Source organism: Pseudoflavonifractor hominis, assembly GCF_014288125.1.
In the GTDB taxonomy this organism is placed as follows: domain Bacteria; phylum Bacillota; class Clostridia; order Oscillospirales; family Oscillospiraceae; genus Pseudoflavonifractor_A; species Pseudoflavonifractor_A gallinarum.
The window spans coordinates 175,634-194,030 of the sequence record NZ_JACOPR010000006.1 but is presented as its reverse complement, the minus strand read 5'-3'; the positions used below and the strand labels follow the sequence as shown (position 1 = coordinate 194,030).

Below are 18,397 nucleotides of genomic sequence, written 5' to 3'. Positions count from 1 at the left end.
CAGATGGGCGACGAGCTCCTGCAGCTGGTGGCCGATGTGGCCAGCGGCAAGCAGACCAAGGCCGAGTCTCTCGGCTATATGGAAATGGCCATTGCCCGCGTTTGCAACTACGTGTAATTTACTCTCATCTGAATAAGAGGTGTACCATCCCATGGAATTCGTGACCTTTCTGCGGGACGGCATCCAGCTGCCCGGTCTGCTCACCGCGGACCGGCAGAGGGTGCTCTCCCTGGAGGAAGCGGGTCTGGGCGCGTGGTCCACTCTGACCGCCTTCATCGCCGACGCCGGTCCGGACCTGCTGGCCCGGGCTGCGTCGGCGTCGGCGCAGTCGGAGGGAACGCCCCTCTCCTCCGTGCAGCTGCTCGCGCCCATCCCAAAGCCCTGCCATGACATTCTGTGCGTGGGCGTCAACTACCGGGACCACCTGGAGGAGAGTGAGGCCGCAATGGGCAAGATTGCCCATCAGGACAGCGTCTATTTCTCCAAGCGCGCCCACATCATGACGCCCCATGACGCCACGATTGACGGTCATCTGGATCTGGACCCCTGTCTGGACTACGAGGTGGAACTGGCCGTTGTCATCGGCCGGGAATGCCGCAATGTGGCCCCGGAGGAGGCGGAGGACTATATCTTTGGCTACTCCGTTTTCAATGACATGTCGGCCCGGGGCATCCAGATGCGGCACAACCAGTGGTACCGGGGCAAGAGCCTGGACGGCTTTGCCATCATGGGTCCCACACTGGTCCACAAGAGCGCCCTTCCCTTCCCCATTGAGGTGGACGTGTGCAGCCGAGTCAACGGCGAACTGCGTCAGAGCAGCAATACCCGGCTGTTTCTTGCGGACATCCCCCATCTCATCTCTGAGCTCTCCCATGGCATCACGCTGGAGCCCGGCGACATCATCGCCACCGGCACCCCCGCCGGGGTGGGCATGGGCTTTGACCCGCCCCGCTGGCTCAAGAGCGGCGACACCGTGGAGTGCGAGATCCAGGGCGTGGGTCTCCTGCGGACCCACATCCGATAACATCTCCCCACCAAACATGCAGGCGGGAGGATCTGACCGATCCTCCCGCCTGTTTTTTATTTCTTTTTTCCCAGATAGAGCAGCTGGGTACAGCGCTGGATGCCGTATGCGGCGCAGTCCTTCTGGATCTGCCGCGCCTCTTCCAGAAGCGCCTCATACTCCGGCTTCCCGGCCGCTTTCTTTTCCACCAGCTCTACCAGCTTGGCATTTTTGGTCTCCAGCTTCCGGTCCATCTCTGGCTCCTCCAGAAGCTCTGCCGTACGCACCTCCCGGAGCGGAAGGCGGCTCAGGATGGCAAGGATCTCCTCCTTCTTCCAAGTGGGACGCTGAAAGCCCCCCGAGAGCATATCCAGCTTAGCCTCCAGCGTATGCTGGGCAAAGTGGATCTGCTGAGGGCGGTTCTGACCGTCGGAGAACATCTCATTGATGACCAGCCACCCGCCCGGCCGCAGCACCCGGAGCATCTCATGGAGCACTGCGTCATAGTCCTCGATGTGGTGCAGGGTGTTGGAGAGGGCCACCACCTCAAAGGTGCCGTCGGCAAACTCCATATGGGCCCCCTCTCCCACCTGGAACTCGATCCCCTTGTCCCCGTTTTTCTCCCGGGCCTGCTCCACGGTCCGGGGATCGCTGTCCAGGCAGATGATCCGGGAGCCCTCCGGCATGATCTCCGCCAGGCTGAAGGCAAATTCTCCAAACCGGGTCCCCACATCCAGGGCCAGGCCCTGGTTCAGTTCGGGCAGATATTCCTTTAAATGCAGCATATGCCGCGCCTCCTATTCTGATTTGGCAAACTGCGCCCCCGGTCCTCTTCCCAGGTCCGGGGGCGCAGTGCATATCGCCGTGTCTTACGGCTGTACCAGGACGATCCCCAGCCGCTTTGCCGCTTCCTCCGCCTCGGCCAGGGACGGGGAGGCATCCCGCAGCACCAGGCGGCCGCCGCCGCGGTTGAGGGTATCCACCATACAGGTCATCTCATCGGTGGTAATGGTGATCTTCTGGAGGGATGGCTCATGTCCCTCTACGATCTCCACTTCAATCCCGTCGTCCTTCACCATCTGCACGGCCTTGTTGTACATGGCATAGTCCGAGGTGGATGCCCCGTACACCGCGCCCATCAGAACGCCCGGGATGTTGATGGAACGACGGGCAAACAGCTCGGGATAGAGCTCCACCCGTACCTTGCGGATGGTCCCCTTGACCAGCTCATGGCAGATGCGGGCGGCGTTGGTGGGGCTGCCCACCGCCTGGCTGCTTCCGCCCACCACAGCGTCTCCCAGGGTGTGGAGAATGCTCTCGGTCCCCTGGGCCAGCTGCTTGGCCTTGGCCTTGGCCTTTTCCAGCGTCTCGGCCATCTTCTTGGCCTCGGCATCCCGGACGGCCTGGCTCACCAGGGATTCCACCGCAGGCTTGCGCTTGAAGAAGGGCTCCATATACTCCACCACGGTGGGCACCAGGTGGCGGCCCGACTCCACATGGACCTCTGCGGCCATGGCCAGCATTACGTCAAAGGGGACGTTGACCGTCATATCCACCTTCATGCACAGCCGACCGGCATACATACCCATCAGGATGGCGCCGCCCACGTGGGTGGTGCACAGGGCGGGCACCAGCACCCGGGGGGTGCAGGGCACGCCGATGGTGGGCGAGAGGGCCAGCACCATGGCCTTTTCCATCTGCTCGGGGGTGCCGCCCCCGATGGAGACGGTGGCCGCCGCAATGCAGGCGGAACCGGCGCCGAAGCCCTCCATATTGCACCCGGTGGTCACCTTGCCCACCCGGAACAGGCTTCCGATCTTGATGACCAGCGCGGCGGTCTCGGCCACCGTCTTGTCATCATAGCCGTGGACCATCATGGCCTTGATGAAGCCGGAGTAGGGGCAGGAATCGCCCGTTCCGGCGCAGGGGCGCAGACCCACGCAGTGGTTGCCCACCTGGGCGCCCAGGGTGTAGAGCAGGGCGTCGTCCAGGAAGGAGTCCTCAAAGCATTTGCTTCCCTCCTGCGCGGCCAGCTGGGAGGCTACCGTGCCCAACAGGATGCTCTCGCCGTCCTTGACACCGATCTCCACCGCCTTGAGGTTGTGGGCATATTCTTCCATGATCCCCGTGAGGATCTCCTCCCGGGACTTGCCGGTGCGCAGCTCGGTCTCCACCAGGACCACGTCCACCACTCGCACGCCGTATTCCTGCGCGACGGCCACCATCTCACTGACGGTCAGGGGCAGTTTTTCCTGGATCGCAGCTCTCATGTCAGGCATTGGTTCTCCTCCTTTTTCCGTATATGACGAATGGGTCGTCTTACTTTACCACGCGGCCGGTGGCGTAGTTGGCCTCGATGGCCCGGATCTCAGGCAGTCCCATGATCTCATTGAACTGGGCGAAGGGGATCATGGTGTCGATGAGGGTCTCGGTGGTGTCGTCCCGGCGCATGCCCTCCCACAGGTCCACCATGGCCTTGGTAGTCACATAGACCGACGCGGTGGGATAGATGATGAGGTTGTAGCCAAACTCGGAGAGCTGAGCGTTCTTGAACATGGGAGTACGGCCGCCCTCCACCATGTTGGCGAGGGTCAGGCAGCCGGGCAGCTCCTCATTGATGCGGCGCATCTCCTCCTCGGACTCGGGAGACTCCACGAAGAGGATGTCGGCGCCGGCCTCCTTGTAAGCATGGGCACGCTCCAGCGCGGCGTCGATGCCGTGGACCGTGCGGGCGTCGGTGCGGGCCATGATCATGAAGTTGGGGTCCACGCGGGCGTCCACCGCGGCCTTGATCTTGCCCACCATCTCCTCCATGGGGATGACCTCACGGCCCACCATGTGGCCGCACTTCTTGGGCATGACCTGGTCCTCCAGCTGAATGACGGCCACGCCGGCCTTCTCATACTCCCGGACGGTGCGCATCACATTGACCGCGTTGCCGAAACCGGTGTCCGCATCGGCGATCACGGGGACGCCGGCGCACTCCACCATGTTGGCAGCCCGGGCCACCATCTCGCTCATGGTCATGAGGCCCACGTCGGGCTTGCCCAGATGACTGGCGGACTGGCCATAGCCGGTCATGTACACCGCGTCAAAGCCCAGGCGGCCGATGATCTTGGCGGTAAGCATATCATGGGCTCCGGGTGCCACAATGGTCTTCTTGGAAGCAAAGAGCTCCCGGATCTTCTTCGGTCCGTTCATGAAAATCACTCCTAAATTTGATGTTTTAGATCATTTATTCTTCCGTTGCGGCTCCCACATACTCCTTGAGGAAGGAGCAGGCTGCGTCGGGATAGTGCTTGCCCAGAACGCCCATGGCGTAGAGGAGATAATTCCGGTCCAGGATCACATCGGGCTCCTCCAGCGGGAGGAGGGAGATCCCCGGCTCTTCAAAGCTCCGCAGGACCATGGTCCGTCCCGCCGCCTCCTCGGTGTGGACGAAGATGCCGCCCACACAGAGCACCCGGTGCACATGGCGCAGATCGCGTCCCATGGCGGTCCCCGCCATGATGCCCATGACCGGGTCCTCCACCTCGGCGTAGTGGCCCGCATGGCGGCGCAGAGCCGTGCGGATGGCGCAGGTGGCCATGGCTCGCTCCAGCATCCGCTCCTCCTCGGTCTGGGGGATGTAGTCGGGCTGGTCCTCCAGCTTCTGTGCAAAGGCCAGCACCCCCTCCGGGGTCGTCCCGTCCGGGTCGTCCATGGCCCGGAGGATGGCGTTGGGTCCCACTGCCTCGGGGATGCCGGTGGCACTCACCCGCAGGCCCAGGTTGCCCTCCACCGTGCGGTAGGCAAACTGCTTTTCGTTGTTGATGACCAGGCCCCGCTCCTCAATGGTGAGCTTTTCCAGCTCCGGCAGGATGGAGTGGATGTCGGTGGTGGCACCGCCGATATCCACCAGGATGAGGGATCCAGCCCCTTCCTGCTCATAGGTGCCCCGGGCCAGCAGCTCACTGGCCAGCAATACCGCACCGGGGGTAGGGACCACTGTGTGGTCGGCCAGACTGTCCCGGAACTCCATCAGGCCCTTGGCCCGGGTGATCTGTTTGATGAAATGCTCGTGGATGGCCTCCCGGGCGGGCTTTACGTTGAGCTCGTGGATGGTGGGCATGATGTTGGGCACCCGTACATAGGACACCCCGGCCCGGGCCAGCTTTTCGGCCACCTCCCGCTGGGCATATTTGTTGCAGGCGATGATGACGGTGGCCCGGCTGTGGAGCTCGCAGATCATCTCCGCGTTTTCCAGGGCACAGCTCTCATCTCCCCCGTCCGTCCCGCCCGAGAGCAGGATAATGTCGGGGTTGATCTCCAGGAGCACCTCTTTCCGGTAGGCGAGTGGCTCCTCGGCCGAGACCACCTGCATGACCCGGGCTCCGGCAGTCATGGAGACCTCTTTGGCCGCCTTGGCGGTGACCCGGGGCATATACCCCAGGGCCACCATCCGCAGGCCGCCGGCGGCGCTGCAGGAGCTGTACCGCTGTACCGTCTCGTCAAAGTCCACGCCCTGCTCCCGGATGCTCTGTTCGGCCCGGGCCGCCCCGTCCATAATGTTGTTCAGTGTGGTCAGGGACTGACCCCGGCCCAGAAAGGTAAATTTACCCCGCTCCAGCCGGAAGGCAGCCGCTTTCGTATAGGTACTGCCTACGTCGTAGACCAGCGTATTGGCACGCATGTGGCACTCCTCCCGTTTTGCTCAGTCCTCGTCGGGCACCAGGGCATAGCCCTCCATGAGACGGCGGGCGGTGCGCACCAGCGCCGACTTCTTCACCTCGTTGCCCTCCACGGCGGCCACCACGGGGATGATGCCGGCGGGATGGCCGATCCGGATGGTGTCGATCTCATCGATGTGGGGGATGACCTGATTGACGATGGTGCCCTTGATCTTGGCCGCCGCGCCGGTGCAGGCGGTGGCGGTGCCGGCATAGGTCTTGTGGAGCACCTGCATGAACATCAGGCGGGAGACAAAGTCCACATCCTCCTTATGGATGGTCTTGCCGCTGGTGAAGTCCACATAGTCGGCCGCCTCGGTGACAAAGGCCACCATGGGGAAGGCGGGAGAATGCTTGGTGGCGTCGGCGGGGTCCTTGGCCATGCCGATCATGGCGCAGCACTTGGAGCGGATCTCTTCCAGATAGGCCAGCAGCTCCTTGTTGCCGTCGATGACGTCGGGGGTCTCGGTCCCCTTCATGCCCACATCCTTCGCGCGGACAAAGACGCAGGGATTGGCCACGTCCACAATGGAGACCTCAATGGGACCACGGCTGGTCTCCAGGGTGTCCACCGGGTGGCCGGTGGGCAGGACGTTGCCGGTGGCCGCGCCCGCGGTGGAGGCAAAGTCCAGCAGGATGGGGGCGCTGGTACCGGGCACGCCAGCGATGGCGCAGTCTCCCTTGACCCGGGCCTTGCCGTCCTTCACCTGGACCTCGGCATAGAGCATCTTGCCCGTGTTGGTATTGTGGATGCGCACCCGGGTCACCGGCTCCACCGCCTTGACCAGGGACTCGTCGATGGCAAAGGGACCCACGCCGGAGGAGATGTTGCCGCAGTTGCCCTTGTAGTCCACCACCCGGTCGGTGATGGAGACCTGAGCGAAGGTGTAGTCCACATCGGCGTCCGGCCGGGAGGGAGGCCCGATGATGGCCAGCTTGCTGGTCAGGGGGTCCGCACCCGCCAGGCCGTCGATCTGGCGCACATCGGGGCTGCCGAACAGCCGCAGGATCAGCTCATCCCGCTCCTTGGGATCGGTGGGCAGGTCGTTTTCCTTGATATAGATACCCTTGCTGGTGCCGCCGCGCATGATGACAAGGGGAATTCGTTTTTGCTCGCTCATGGTTCTCACAGCCTCCTGTCTGAAAAATGGGGTCTCTTTACTGCTTGGCCTTCTTCTCCTGGATGAGCCGCGTGATGGTCTCCAGGCACTGCTCGGGGGTGGAGTCCGGTCCAAAGAAGGCGTCTACGCCCAGGAAGCTCACGCCCTCCTTCTTGATCTTCTCCTCGTAATACTGGTGCTCCTCTTCCTTCTCGGCGATGCGTCCGCCGGCCCAGACCACCATCTTGTCCCGCAGGCCCAGCTCCTTGAGCCGCTGCTCCACACGGGGGAAGAGGGTGCCGCCCAGGCCCAGCAGGTTGCTCACGCCCACGGCGTCGGCGTTGGCCTCGGCCGCCACCTCGGCCACGGTCTCGGGCAGGTTCATGCCCCGGAGGAAGACCACCTCATAGCCCGCGTGCTGGAAGGTCTCCCGGATGAGATTGATGCCGTTGACGTGGGCGTCGGCACCCACCGTGGCCAGTACGATCTTCTCGGGACGGGTGGGCTCCTTCTCGGGCTCCACCTGGATATTCTCCTTGGTGACGGCCACCCGGCTGGGATCGATCCCCAGAGGTGTGTAGCCGGGCACGTAGCGCTTGATCCCGTCGGGGTCCCGGTTGACCTTGACGAACCGCTTCAGGTCCCAGCCGCCGGCACGGGGGCAGTCCATCCGGCCGCTCTTGCCGCCCTCCACGATGAGGTCGATGAGCTCGGTGTCCTTCCACTGCATCCAGAAGGCGGGAGTGATGTCCTTGGGCTTCAGGCTGCGCTCGGGCAGGTGGAGCACCGCCTCCAGCACCGCCATGGCCTCCTCCAGGATCTCCGCCTTGCGCTCGGTGATGCGGCTGTCCTCGATGTCCACGGCATAGGTGTTGGTGAATACGTTCTCAGTGCCCCAAATGGCACGGCCCATGGAGTCGCCGGTGGGGATGCCCACGCTCTCGGCCGCCTTGGGCCGGTAGAAGTCGGCGCCGCCCAGCTTGGCGTTGACCGCCATGCGGGCAAAGTGGGCCGCCTCGGCGATCAGGTCGCCCGGAGGGCTCTGGAAGGTCTCGGGCACCACGATGAGGCCGTCGCTCCACAGGGTCTCCCGGAAGGCCCGCATCAGGGCCAGGTCGGCAAAGATGTTGATGCCCGCAATGTTCATCTGAATGGCGGAGAGCTCCCGGGGCAGGCCGGCGTGGATGGCCAGGCCCTCGGCCAGCAGGCACATGGCCAGGGCCATGCCGTCGGTACCGCCGATGTTGTTCAGGTGCTTGTGGGAATCCAGCTGCACATAGATCTTGTTCTCGGCGCAGATCTGAAGGGCCTTATAGCCGTTGACCACCTTGGTGCGGTAGTCGTGGATGCCGCGTCCGCCGAAGTGGACGTGGATGACGGGGCCGATGTCGGTGCCGTCAAAGCCCGCGATGAGAGCGTTCAAAATGGAGAGATGGGGGGTATCGCCCGTGGCGTTGATGCGCACCGGATGGCGGGAACCGCCGCCCATCTGAATGAACTCCCGCTCACCCTTGGGGGTGATGCCGCCCTTGCCCCGGGACTGCTCGATGAGCTCCCGGCCCTTCAGGGGGTCGATGTGACGGGTGGCCTCGGAGTGGACAAAGTGGAAGATGGTCTCGTCGAACTTCTCGGCAAAGGCGTACATCTCCTTGGACTCCTTGAGGGTCTCCTCGGCGGTGTTGCGCCCCAGGATGGGGTTCTGGACCGGCCAGCCCCGCTCTCTGGCCTTCAGGGCCAGCTCATGGATGCGGTAGCCGCTGCGGACCACGCCCGCCACCTCTCTGGGATAGGGGGCGGGAAGGCCCACCACTTCTCCGTTCTCGTCCAGATCGGGCATCTCCACGCCGAAGCAGTCGGCATAGGCGCGGACCGCCTCAATATCTTCCCGGATGATCCGTTTGGTTTTTTCCTGCATATCCATATTCACTCACTCCATTCCCAGCTCGGCGCGGACCCGGGGGATCAGGCCGCCATAGGCCAGTGTCTTCAATACATTTTCCGCCAGAGGCGGGAAGGTGTACTCCACTCCGTTCACCGTCACTTTGCCCTGCTCCAGGTCTACCTCCGCCAGGTCGCCGGTCTTGACCTGTCCGGCCAGATCGGCCGCCCACACCGGAAGTCCGATGTTGATGGAGTTGCGGCGGAAGATACGGGCAAAGCCCTTGGCCATGATGAGGGACACGCCCCGCTGCTTGAGGGCGATGGGGGCCTGCTCCCGGGAGGAGCCGCAGCCGAAGTTGCGCCCGGCCACCAGGATGCTGCCCGGCTCATAGACGGCGTTGAAATCCAGTCCGGCCAGTCCCGCCATGGCAAAGCCGCCCAGCTTGTCATAGGGCTCGGCCATCGCATAGCCGGGGAGGATCTGGTCGGTGTCCACATCGTCCCCCAGGACGATGATCTTTCCCTTGATGATTTCCATGTCAGTCCTCCTTCTCCGGCACGGTGATGACCCCCGCCAGAGCGGTGGCCGCGGCGGTGGCCGGCGAGGCCAGATAGATGTTGGCCTTCATGCTGCCCATGCGCCCGGGGAAATTGCGGTTGGTGGTGGAGACCACCACGTCCCGCTCGCTGGTCAGGCCCTCATGGGCGCCGAAGCAGGGGCCGCATCCGGGGTTGAGGACGGTGGCGCCCGCGTCCCGGATGATCTTGCACCAGCCCCGCTCCTCCATCTGGTCCAGCACCTCCCGGGAGGCGGGGACGATGAGGGTATTCACATCGGGGTGGACATGCTTTCCACGGAAGGCCTTGGCCACCTGCTCCATGTCGTTGAGGCGTCCGTTGGTGCAGGAGCCCACCACCACCTGGGTGACCTTGGTGCCTGCCACTTCCTTCACCGGCACCACATTGGCCGGAGAGAAGGGCCGGGCGATCTGGGGCTCCATGGCGGAGAGATCCAGCTCGCGGGTCTCCACGGTATCCGGCTCTTTTTCCTCGGTGCCGAAGAGGGTGATCATGGCGCCCAGCTCAATGCCCATGTTGCACACGGTCATCCGCTCCTCCACCGGGAAGTCGGCAATGCCGGGACCGGTGAAGAGGAGGGCCCGGTCCACCAGGTAATCGGTGCCGAAGAGGCTGCCCAGATAGAGGATCAGGTCCTTGCCAAACACATTGGCGGGCCGTTTTCCGCTCAGGTGGATCTGGACCACCTCGGGGACTTCCAGGTCCAGCTTTCCGGTGGCCATGGCAGCGGCCAGTTCGGTGGAGCCAACGCCCACGCCGATGGCGCCGTAGCCGCCGCAGGTCCCGGTGTGGGAGTCGGCGATGACCACCAGTTCTCCGGGCTTGGCCCGGTGCTTCTCATACATGAGCTGATGGATTACGCCCTCGCCCCGCTGGTAGAGGTGGACCCCAAACTCCCGTGCAAAATCGTCCATGGCCCACACGCTGTTGCGGGCCTTCTCGCTGGCGGCGGGGTAGATGTGATCCACAATCAGGATCACCCGGTCGGGATCAAAGACCTTCTTCACGCCGATCTGGCGAAACATATTGATGGCAATGGGGGCGGTCACATCATGGGCCGCCACATAGCTGACCCGGCAGGACAGATCCTGTCCTGGTCTGGCCTCGGCCACACCGGCGGCCTGGGCCAGGTACCGCTCGATACAGTTCATAGCCGTTCACTCCAATTCGTTCCGGTTTGTATCACAGGGAAACAGGCGGAGAGACCCACGGGTCCCTCCGCCTATGGGTCATTTCTTGTTCAGCTCCCGCATGATGTCCAGGTGCTGGATGGGAAGCTTGCCGAAGCGGATGTTCAGCGCATTTTCCACCGCGTCGGCGGTCGCCGGGATGGTGGGGATCAGGGCGGGCTCGCCCACGCCCTTGGCACCGAAGGGTCCGGCCTCTCCGTTGCCGCTCTCCACCACGATGGGGTAGATGGTGGGGGCGTCCATGGAGGTGGCCAGCAGATACTTGGAGAACACCGGGTTGGTGATGCGTCCGTCCTTGGTCTCGATCTTCTCCAGCAGGGCAAAGCCGGTACCCATGACCACGCCGCCCTCGATCTGTCCTTCCACCGCCTGGTGGTTGACCGCGGTGCCCACATCGTGGGCCGAGATCACGTTGAGCACATCCACCAGACCGGTCTCGGTGTCCACCTCCAGGTCCACCAGAGTGGCGGCATAGGAGTACACCTCGAAGGGAATACCGAACATATCCGCGGGGTTGAGTCCGGTGGTCTTGGGGTTGTAGGAGCCGCAGCCCAGCGCCAGCTTGCCCAGGCGCTTCATCTCACCCATCAGCTCCGGATAGGTCATCTTGACCGTGGGGTCGGCAGCGGAGAAGATCTCCCGATGCCGGAACACAAGCCCCTCCACCGGGACCTTCAGATAAGCCGATGCCACTTCGGCCAGGGTCGCCTTGGCCATGCGGGCCGCCAGCATGGTGGCGCTGCCCGAAATAAAGGTCTGGCGGCTGGCGGAGGTGGCGCCGCCCTCGGGGGTGACCTGGGTATTGGCGGCGGTGACCCGGATGTCCTCATATTCGAGGCCCAGCTCCTCCGCGGCGATCTGGGCCATGGCGGAAGTGGAGCCCTGGCCGATGTCGGCGCAGCCAACCATCAGGTTGACGCTGGCATCGGGGAGCACTTCCACGAAAGCGCCCGCCGGGTTGGGAAGGCCAGTGTTGCCGATGCCGTAGTACATGGCGCCATATCCTCTGCCGCGGCGCTTATGGGGTGCGGTGGGCACACAGGGAGGCAGGACTTCCGCCGCCTTTTTCTTCACCGCTTCCAGGCACTGCACAAATCCCACGCCGTCGTCCAGCACCTGACCGGTGGCCGTCATGGAGCCCGGACGGTGGGCATTGAGGATGCGGATGTCGATGGGGTCCATGTTGAGCGCCTTGGCCAGTGCATTCATCTGACCCTCATGGGCCACGGCCACCTGAGGCACGCCGAAGCCGCGGAAGGCTCCCGCCATGGGATTGTTGGTATAGTAGAAGGTGGCGTCCACCCGGACGTTGGGGATCTCATAGGGGCCGGCCGCATGGACGGCGGCGCGGGTGATGACCGCGGGGCCATAGGAGGCATAGGCGCCGGTATCGCCCAGCAGCGTGGCCTCCACGGCCAGGATCTTGCCGTCCTTGGTGGCGCCGGTCTTATAGTGCATCTTCATAGGATGGCGCTTGGAGGAGACCATGGTGGACTCCTTCCGGCTGCGCACCATCTTGACCGGGCGGTTGGTATAGTAGGAGAGCAGGGCCGCATGGCACTGGACCGAGATGTCCAGCTTGCCGCCGAAGCCGCCGCCGGTGGTCACCTGCACCGAGCTGACCCGGTTGTTGGGGAAGTTCAGCATGGCCGCCACCTCACCCCGGTCATAGTGGGGGTTCTGCGTGGAGGCGTACACCGTCATGATGCCGTTTTCATAGCTGGCCAGGCCGCCGTCCGGCTCAATGAACATATGGGAGAGCATGGGGGTCTCATAGTCGTTCTCGATGATGATGTCGCACTTGGCAAAGGCCTCGTCCACATTTCCGTGCTCCAGGTGCTTGCTCTGGTGGACATTGGTGTCCCCGTGGATCTTGGGGGCATCTGCCTGGGCGGCCCGCTCCACCGAGAGGACCGGCTCGATCTCCTCATACTCCACCCGGATGGCCGCCAGCGCGTCCTCCAGCAGGTCGGGCGTTTCGGCTGCCACCACGGCAATGGCGTCGCCATAGCGGCGGATCTTGTCGTCCACCAGGATGGGCTCATCCTTGAGGATGATGCCGATGCGGTTCTTGCCCGGAATGTCCTTGGAGGTCAGCACACAGGCCACCCCCGGAATGGCGAGGGCCGCGGAGGGATCAAAGGACTTGATGTATCCGGCCGTGATCGTGCTGCGGAACACCCCGCCGTAGAGCATGTTGGGCATCTCCAGATCGGCGGCAAAGCGGGCGGTACCCCGGACCTTCTCCATGGTGTCCTTCTTGACCACGCTCTTGCCCAGAACCGCGTGACTGGTCTGGACCGCGCTGGTCACCTCCAGCTTTTCCTGCTCTAAAACCTTGGTCTCCGGCTTCATACGGCAGCCCCTCCCTTCGCGTCCCGGGCCATCTCCACGGCCTGGATGATCTTGCTGTAACCGGTGCAGCGGCAGAGATTGCCGGACATGGCCCGGCGGATCTCCTCATGGGTGGCCTTGGGATTGCGGTCCAGAAGGGCCTTGGCCGAGAGGATCATGCCCGGCGTACAGTAGCCGCACTGTACCGCGCCCGCCTCCACAAAGGCCTGCTGGATCTCGTCCAGCTCGCCGTTTTCCTTGCCCACGCCCTCCAGGGTGATGACGCTTCCGCCCTCCACCTGGCCGGCCAGCATCAGGCAGGAGGTCACCGCCTCGCCGTTGTAGATAACGGTGCAGGCGCCGCACTCGCCCTCGCCGCAGCCTTCCTTGACGCTGAGCATGCCCATGTCCTCCCGCAGGAAGTCCACCAGGCGCTTATTGGGATCGGCCTGAACCGAGACGTCCCGGCCGTTGAGGTTGAATCGAATCGTGATCTGTTCCATCTCTGCTTCCTCCTCGCCTCACATCAGGCCAAACTGGGTGAGGATCTGATCAAAGCACCGGCGGGCGGCGCCCCGGACACCCTCCCGCTTGTAGACGACCGAGGGCCGGTTGGCGATGGCCGCCTGTACCGCGTCGGTAAAGAGCGGCAGGGTTCCCTCCAGAGCCTCCTTCGTCAGAGGAAGTCCCTTCAGGGCCTCCTCCAGCGCGGGCACCCGCATGGGGTGCTTGCTCACGGCACCCAGGATTACCCGGGCATCCTCCACCCGGTTGTCCGCGGTGCGCTTGATGTACACGCTCACCGCCAGCACCACAATGGCCAGGGACTTGCGCTTGCCGATCTTGAAGTATCCCACCGCCTCGTCCTTGCCGGGGGCGGGGAAGCGCACCTCGGTGAGCAGCTCGTCGGGCCGGATCTGGCAGTTGCCCGGGCCCTGGTTGAACTCCTCAATGGTCATGATCCGCTCACCGCGGGTGCTCTTGAGCACCACTTCGGCCCCGTAGGTAAGGAAGACCGTGGGCGAGTCGCCGGCGACGGAGGCGTTGACCACGTTGCCGCCGATGGTGCCCAGGTTCCGGATCTGGGGGGAGCCCACATGGATGACCGTCTCATAGAGGGCGGGCAGATGCTCCTGCACATAGGGGTGGCGCTCCAGGGAAGTGAAGGTATCCAGCGCGCCCAGCTTGACCAGGCCGTCCTCTTCCTTCACATAGCGCAGCTCGGAAATCTTGCTGATATCAATGACATGCTCGGGGCGCTTGACCCCTTCGTTGAGCTCGATGACCACGTCGGTGCCGCCGGCCACCACGGCGCAGCTGGCCTGATGCTGTTCCAGCAGGGAGAGGGCCTCCTCCACAGAGCGGGGGGCATGATAAGTAAATGGCTTCATCACCACATAACTCCTTTCTGTGCGCAGGCCGCCTTATTTCCCGGTCCCGCGGATCTTGGCGCCGGTCAGGTCCTCCCAGACCTTGACCACGGAGGACATATCCTCCCGGCCCTGGCCCTTGGCCCGGGCCGCCTCATAGACCTGCACCGCAGCGGCGGTCATGGGCAGGGGTACCTTCTCATCGCGGGAGGCCTCCAGGGCGAGGCCCAGGTCCTTGTACTGAAGATCCACGGCAAAGCCGCCGGTGAACTGGTCGGCCATGATAAACTTCTCCAGCTTGGCGTCCAGAGCATAGCTCCGGCCCGAGCTGACCGAGATGACCTCCTTCATGGTCTCCACCGACAATCCGCACTTGACGCCCAGGGTCAGGGCCTCGGCCAGAGCCGCCATATTGCAGCCCAGCAGGAGGTTGTTGACCATCTTGATGGCGTCGCCGCCGCCCACCTCGCCGATGTGGTAGATGTTCTTGCCCAGCACATCGAACACGGGCTTGACCTTCTGGAAGGTCTCGTCGTCGGCACCCACCATGATGGTGAGGGTACCGGCGGTGGCGCCGGACACGCCGCCGCTGACCGGGGCGTCGATGTAGGAGATCCCCTTCTGGGCCGCCTTCTGGGCCATGGCCTTGGTGCTGTTGGGGGCCACGGAGCTCATGTCGATGATGACGGTGCCCTTCTTGCAGTTGTCAAAGACGCTTCCCTTGCCGGTCATCACGCCCTCTACGATCTTGGCATTGGGGAGGGAGCAGATGATGACGTCCACCCGGGCGGCCAGTTCTCCGGCGGTGGCGGCGCCTATGGCGCCCTTGCCCTCCATCTCTTTTACCGCAGCCTCCACCACATCGAAGGCGTGCACTTCATAGCCGGCGGCGATCAGATTGCAGGCCATAGGCTTACCCATGGCGCCCAGACCGATAAATCCAATTTTCATCTTTAACCACTCCACTTCTCAAATTTCCATCCTTCGGGCCGTTGCGGACCACGACTGCGCGTTCTCTCTGCTCTGTCTCAGTCGGGATCCGCAACGACCCGCGCATATCCTTACGTTACATCGGTGTGTCATGCGGTGATTTTGAAAAAGCCCCCTCCGAGCGCCGGATCGGACGGACGGAGGGGGCACCTCAGTCATGCATTGGCTTGGTACGGATCAGCGCAGGCCATCCTCGCACTTGGCTTCGGACTTCTGGAGGCCGCCGATCCGGCCAGCGCCGTTGACGGTGGCATGGGGACGGCCGCCGTCGGAGAGGACCACGGCCATGATGATCTCATCGGCCTTGGGGGCGTCGGGCACACGGACCTCGAAGGAGCCGTAGTGGGTGCGCACGAAGGCGGCATCCTTGTAATGCAGGGAGATGTCCAGGGAGGCGCCCACGCCGGCCACCTTCTCGTTGGAGGGGATGATGGACTTGCCGCCGCCGATGGCGTCACGGATGGGCTTGCCGGCCTTGGGATGCAGCATGGCGGAGGAGTGCTCCAGCTCGCCGTCCACGCCGACCAGGCAGCCCTTGCCGTAGGTCTCCACGTTCTCGGCGCCCAGCAGCTCCGCACCCTTGCGGGCCAGCAGGTCGCCCAGATACTCGCCGTACTCGGTCAGCTCGCTCAGATCCTCCTGCCACTTGCCGGCATAGGGATTCTTGATGACCGCCGCCACGGAGACCGTCTTGATGGACTTCTTCTCGCCGTTCTCTACGGGCATGTCCGCGCCGCCCTCGTAAAAGACTTCTTCCAGGTTGGTGACGATCTTGCGAATCTTAGGCTCTTTCATGGAAAAACACTCCTTTTATTCAAAACTAGGTTATATTCTCTTCCAAAATTCCATTTGGGTCATAGGTGACGGTCACACCCTGCACCGTGGCGATGCAGGCCAGAAGGTTTCCTCTGCGGTACTGTTCCTCCGCCTCCCGCAGCACCTGTTCCAGCGCCCGTTCCTTCTCCTCCCGGCTCAGGGGCTCTACGGACACCACCACAGGGAGGTCGGCAATGTCACTGTCCGGGTCCAGCTCGCCCGCCAGGCGGGTATGGACCGCCGGGGAGTCGATGCAGGAGCGGTCGGCCAGCAGGGTGGCCAGGGCGTCGGCCTGTGCGCAGCGGCGGGAGAAAACCGTCACTCCGCTGGCGATTCCAGTGGTCAGGCTCCGTCCGCCCAGCCCGCTGGTGGCGACTCCGCCCACGCCCTTTTCGGCGGTCAGGTGGACCACCCGGTCTACTCCGCCCCGCTCCAGATCATAGAGTACGCCAAGTCCCAGGCTCTGGCCGGGCGCCAGGCGGAGGGCGATGTCTCCGCCGTTGTTGGCGGTTACTTTCTCGGCCCCCTGCGCAAAGAGGAAATCGGCTACCGCGTCGGCCACCGTTCCGGCCACCGCCGCCATGGGGGTGAGCCAGGGGTCTCCGGTCCGGAGTACCGCACGGGCCATGGTCTCACCCGCTCCGGCGAGCTGTTCCAGCTCCACCTGGGGGGGATACCGGCGGAGCATCTCCAGGGATGGACGCAGATCCTCCAGACAGGCGGCAATGACCGGGAATGCCGCGCGGCACAGCTGCGTATCCCCTTCCCCGTTCCGGCTGGCGGTGATCACCATGGAGACGGGTCCAAAATCCACGAACACCTGTCCCGGTTTCAGGTTCTGCATCACATCCGCTGTCATAGGCTTACCCCTGCTCCACTTCCTTGCGGAGTTCCTCCGCGGGGCGGATGCAGTCCATGTGGCCGCCGATGGCCTCATAGTCGGCTCTGGTCATGGTGTATTCCACCGGAGCCACCGTGGCGGGGGTGGGCACCCAGGTAAAGCCGTGGTCCACCACCTTGCCGGCATCCACGATAAAGTTGATGCCGCCGCCGGGGAGCACGTAGGCGGGGGCGCCGCCCACGGTCAGCACTGCCTTGCCCTCATGGACCGCCTTGGTGATGGCCACCGGCTTGGAGCACACGCCGCCTCGGGCGCTGCCGCCGGTTCCGCCTACGTACATGACAGAGGCCAGAGAGGACTCACAGTTGTTGGTAATGTCGTCGGCCAGGGCCGCGGCCTTTTCGGTCAGGGGGATCTCCTTCACATCGCCGTCAGCCTGGACCTCAAAGAGAGCGCGGATCTCGCCGGTGGTGTTGGTCACCAGGATCTGCATTCCGGCCTTGGCCCGGGTCATGTCCACGCTCTTGATGGCATCCCGGGGGGTGGCAATGGTGGTGCCGCCAATCCCGGTGCCATGCTCTCCGAAGTAACGGCCCCGGGAGGACTTAGTGGCGTTGGGCACCACGCCGCTCCACTCCATGCCCACCTCAGCGCCGGCCAGATGCTCGGTGAAGAGGCCCACCACATGGTGGTCGATGACGATGACCTCGTCCACCGCTTCCTTCATCTTCTTGGCAAAGAGTCCCACGGTGGCGCTGCCGCAGCCGATGCGCATCTTGGACTCCTCCACGCCGTTGATGACGGGGGCCTTCCCGGCCTGGACGCGGATCTTGATCTTCTTGTTGACCGAGAGCTCCACCTCTTCGCCGTTGGCCAGCTCCACGATGGTGCGGGCCACGGTAAAGCCGTCGGGGCCGGTCAGCTTATTGGCGCCGCCCACGGCGATCATCTTGGAGCCGTACTCCTCGGTGTTGACCATGCCAACCAGCTTGCCGTCCCGGTAGACGGGATCGCCCTCTTCTCCGATGTAGGTATTGGTATCCAGCTTGACCGTGACGCCCGAATAGCTCAGAGGCGCCTCGGTGACCACCGTGACGACCTCCACCCCGTCCCGGACCTCCGAGACGATGTGGGGAGCGGGCCGGATACAGGGATAGTTGGTTCCCGCGCCCACGGCGGTAATGACGGGCCCGTTCAGGCGGGAATCCGGATAATGTACGGCGTCGTTCTGGAGCACCAGCTTCCGGTTGCGCACCAGCTTGCCGTTCTCATTGGTATAGCGCTTACAGGCGCCGGTATGTCCCACGGGCACATGGCACTGCACCGGGCAGGAGGAGCATACCACGCTCCCATCCGTGGACTTCTCCGGGCGGGAAATGGCGCCGAACTTACAAACGCGGGTACAGATGCCGCACTCGGCACACTTCTCTTCATCTACCACCGCTTTGCGCTCCACAATGTGGACCGCATCCAGCGGACAGTTCTTTTCACACAGGGTACAGCCCTTACAGGCCTCCTGATTCACCACGACCATGGCGGTCTCGCCTCCTTCTATACCTGGGTCCGCTCCGGCGTCTCCAATCC

General features: G+C 63.8%; 16 protein-coding genes. 1 reads left to right on the top strand and 15 read right to left on the bottom strand.

Annotated features, from left to right (window positions below; all coding sequences use genetic code 11):
• Window positions 1–151 precede the first annotated feature (151 nt).
• Window positions 152–1,024, top strand: coding sequence for a fumarylacetoacetate hydrolase family protein (locus H8S34_RS11050; RefSeq protein ID WP_101691440.1), 873 nt, complete (start codon window positions 152–154; stop codon window positions 1,022–1,024).
• A 56-nt stretch (window positions 1,025–1,080) separates the two neighbouring features.
• Here the strand turns inward: H8S34_RS11050 and H8S34_RS11045 are convergent, their stop codons facing one another.
• The 15 genes from H8S34_RS11045 to H8S34_RS10975 form a co-directional block, all read right to left on the bottom strand.
• A complete protein-coding gene (locus H8S34_RS11045; RefSeq protein ID WP_186964000.1) occupies window positions 1,081–1,788 on the bottom strand; it encodes a class I SAM-dependent methyltransferase in 708 nt (235 codons plus the stop codon).
• An 84-nt stretch (window positions 1,789–1,872) separates the two neighbouring features.
• Window positions 1,873–3,282, bottom strand: coding sequence for a serine dehydratase alpha family protein (locus H8S34_RS11040; RefSeq protein WP_101691442.1), 1,410 nt, complete (start codon window positions 3,280–3,282; stop codon window positions 1,873–1,875).
• 40 nt (window positions 3,283–3,322) lie between these two features.
• Window positions 3,323–4,204: an isocitrate lyase/PEP mutase family protein gene (locus H8S34_RS11035; protein WP_101691443.1), complete on the bottom strand. Its 882-nt coding sequence runs from the start codon at window positions 4,202–4,204 to the stop codon at window positions 3,323–3,325.
• A 34-nt stretch (window positions 4,205–4,238) separates the two neighbouring features.
• Entirely contained in the window at window positions 4,239–5,675 is a 1,437-nt protein-coding gene (locus H8S34_RS11030) for a glutamate mutase L (RefSeq protein ID WP_186963999.1), read from the bottom strand.
• A gap of 21 nt (window positions 5,676–5,696) precedes the next feature.
• Window positions 5,697–6,833, bottom strand: coding sequence for a 2-methylaconitate cis-trans isomerase PrpF family protein (locus H8S34_RS11025; RefSeq protein ID WP_186963998.1), 1,137 nt, complete (start codon window positions 6,831–6,833; stop codon window positions 5,697–5,699).
• Window positions 6,834–6,870: 37 nt separating this feature from the next.
• A complete protein-coding gene (locus H8S34_RS11020) occupies window positions 6,871–8,733 on the bottom strand; it encodes a cobalamin-dependent protein (protein ID WP_101691446.1) in 1,863 nt (620 codons plus the stop codon).
• Window positions 8,734–8,739: 6 nt separating this feature from the next.
• Entirely contained in the window at window positions 8,740–9,231 is a 492-nt protein-coding gene (locus H8S34_RS11015; RefSeq protein ID WP_101691447.1) for a LeuD/DmdB family oxidoreductase small subunit, read from the bottom strand.
• A gap of 1 nt (window position 9,232) precedes the next feature.
• A complete protein-coding gene (locus H8S34_RS11010; protein ID WP_101691448.1) occupies window positions 9,233–10,423 on the bottom strand; it encodes a 3-isopropylmalate dehydratase large subunit in 1,191 nt (396 codons plus the stop codon).
• A 78-nt stretch (window positions 10,424–10,501) separates the two neighbouring features.
• Window positions 10,502–12,817, bottom strand: a complete 2,316-nt coding sequence (locus tag H8S34_RS11005; protein ID WP_186963997.1) for a xanthine dehydrogenase family protein molybdopterin-binding subunit — start codon at window positions 12,815–12,817, stop codon at window positions 10,502–10,504.
• A complete protein-coding gene (locus tag H8S34_RS11000) occupies window positions 12,814–13,299 on the bottom strand; it encodes a (2Fe-2S)-binding protein (RefSeq protein WP_101691450.1) in 486 nt (161 codons plus the stop codon). The genes H8S34_RS11005 and H8S34_RS11000 overlap by 4 nt, the downstream gene beginning before the upstream one ends.
• An 18-nt stretch (window positions 13,300–13,317) precedes the next feature.
• Entirely contained in the window at window positions 13,318–14,187 is an 870-nt protein-coding gene (locus H8S34_RS10995; protein ID WP_101691451.1) for an FAD binding domain-containing protein, read from the bottom strand.
• A 33-nt stretch (window positions 14,188–14,220) separates the two neighbouring features.
• Window positions 14,221–15,117 carry an NAD(P)-dependent oxidoreductase gene (locus H8S34_RS10990; RefSeq protein ID WP_186963996.1) on the bottom strand — a complete coding sequence of 299 codons (897 nt, stop codon included), beginning with the start codon at window positions 15,115–15,117 and terminating at the stop codon, window positions 14,221–14,223.
• A gap of 216 nt (window positions 15,118–15,333) precedes the next feature.
• Complete coding sequence (locus H8S34_RS10985; protein ID WP_101691453.1) at window positions 15,334–15,951, bottom strand: amino acid synthesis family protein; 618 nt, start codon at window positions 15,949–15,951, stop codon at window positions 15,334–15,336.
• 25 nt (window positions 15,952–15,976) lie between these two features.
• On the bottom strand, window positions 15,977–16,831 hold the full coding sequence (locus H8S34_RS10980) for a hypothetical protein (RefSeq protein ID WP_186963995.1): 855 nt from the start codon (window positions 16,829–16,831) through the stop codon (window positions 15,977–15,979).
• Between the two features lie 4 nt (window positions 16,832–16,835).
• On the bottom strand, window positions 16,836–18,347 hold the full coding sequence (locus H8S34_RS10975) for a DUF362 domain-containing protein (RefSeq protein WP_101691454.1): 1,512 nt from the start codon (window positions 18,345–18,347) through the stop codon (window positions 16,836–16,838).
• Between the last annotated feature and the right edge of the window lie 50 nt (window positions 18,348–18,397).